This window comes from Aeromonas sp. 602658, assembly GCF_049173005.1.
Lineage (GTDB): Bacteria > Pseudomonadota > Gammaproteobacteria > Enterobacterales > Aeromonadaceae > Aeromonas > Aeromonas veronii_A.
Map to the genome: position 1 here is coordinate 1 of NZ_JAAKRF010000071.1, position 839 is coordinate 839.

General features: G+C 66.0%; 1 protein-coding gene. It reads right to left on the bottom strand.

The genetic code is table 11. The annotated features are described in order from the left end of the window. Window positions 1–839: Ig-like domain-containing protein (locus G5253_RS20480; protein WP_421204174.1), on the bottom strand; the 839-nt coding region annotated here is incomplete at both ends.

An 839-nucleotide genomic window follows, 5' to 3' on the forward strand; every position in this document is an offset into this window, starting at 1 on the left:
TCACCGCCGCGCCATCCGCCCCCTGCACGTCGTTGGTGATGACGTTGCCATTGAGGACCAGGTTGTTCTCGCTCGCCACCGTCAGGTTGACGTCGCTCACCGCCGTCGGCACGTCGTCCACGATCTGCACGCTCAGGGTGTTCGAGGCCGAATCCCCGTCGCTGTCCACCAGGCTCACCGCGAAGTCTTCGAACAGGCTGTTGTTGCCGTTCGCCGTCGGGTGCGCCTCGTTGTCGTTCAGGGTGTAGCTGTAGCTCACCAGCCCGGTCGCCGGGTTGTACCCGGTGATGGTCAGGGTGTTGCCCAGCGGCGTGGTCACCCCGCTCAGCGGGAAGCCCGCCACCACCCCGTTCACCACGATGTTGATGCCACCCACGCTCAGGGTCTTCACCCCGTCCGGCGCGCTGATGGTGAAGTCCCCTGTCACCGTGGTCGACTCCTTGCTGCTGTCCGACCCCGCCGACTCATTCGCGCCGCGGGTCGCCAGCAGGTCGTCCTCGTACACCTTCGCATCCCCGCCCTCGCCCTTGGGCGTCAGGTTGGTGATGGTCACCCCGTCATCGTCGTTCTTGATGGTCAGGGTCAGGGTCGCCGTGCTCACGTCTCCGTCCGCATCCGTCAGGGTGTAGGTGAACACTTCGCTGCCCACCCCGCCCCCGGTCAGCGCCTTGAAGTCACCGTCGTTCGGGTTGAGGGTGTAGGTGTAGGTGCCGTTGGCATTGAGCACCAGGCTGCCGTAGGTCCCGCTCAGGGTGCCCGCGGTCACCGCCGCGCCATCCGCCCCCTGCACGTCGTTGGTGATGACGTTGCCATTGAGGACCAGGTTGTTCTCGCTCGCC